This window comes from Micromonospora sp. NRRL B-16802 (assembly GCF_001279555.1).
Lineage (GTDB): Bacteria > Actinomycetota > Actinomycetes > Mycobacteriales > Micromonosporaceae > Micromonospora > Micromonospora profundi.
The window spans coordinates 1-705 of record NZ_LGEB01000129.1; the positions used below are offsets into that span (position 1 = coordinate 1).

The 705-nt window shown below is 68.1% G+C and carries 1 protein-coding gene; it reads left to right on the forward strand.

Annotated elements, in window-relative coordinates; all coding sequences use genetic code 11:
- Positions 1–276: 276 nt before the first annotated feature.
- Positions 277–705: hypothetical protein (locus tag ADK66_RS29165; RefSeq protein ID WP_053661018.1), on the forward strand; the 429-nt coding region annotated here is incomplete at its 3' end.

The window sequence follows — 705 nt, forward strand, 5'->3', positions numbered from 1 at the left end:
CGCGGGTGGAATGCCTGGCCCGGCCCGGTGGTTGTAGACCTCCGAACGACCGTGGCGCCGGCTCGACGCGGCTGCCGATGGATGGCCCGCCCCGGGAATTGCCCCGGCCCCCGGGTGGTTACACATGGACCGGCCGCTAGAGGCGCCCCCCGCGCCCGGCCGCCGTGATGACTTTCCCCCCTTTGTTTTGTGCAGTGCCGGACGAGGTGCTGACACCTGTGCGCCGTCCCCCCGGGTGGTGTGTGGGTGTTTCCTACCCCCGAAGGAGCTACCCCCATGAACACGATCATTCGTAAGAGCGTGCTGTCCGTTGCTGGTCTCGCGTTCGCCGGTGGTGTTTTCGCCGGCCCGATCGCCGGCCACGCCGATGGCGCTGCGCCGGTGGGTGTCAAGCCGGTGGCGGTGGTGCAGGCCGACAAGCCTGATACCGGCAAGTTGATCCCGCACGGCACGCAGGGCGCGCAGTCCCGGATCGCCCTCAACGACGAGCAGACCGCCAACGTGAAGGCGATCATCGCCGCGACGAAGAAGGCCGGCATGCCTGAGCGGGCCGCGGTGATCTCGATCGGTACGAGTCTGCAGGAGTCGAAGTTGGAGAACCTGGGTCACCTGGGTGACCGCAACGACCACGACTCGCAGGGCTTGTTCCAGCAGCGTCCGAGCTCGGGTTGGGGTACGCCGGAGCAGATCACCGACCCCGACTAC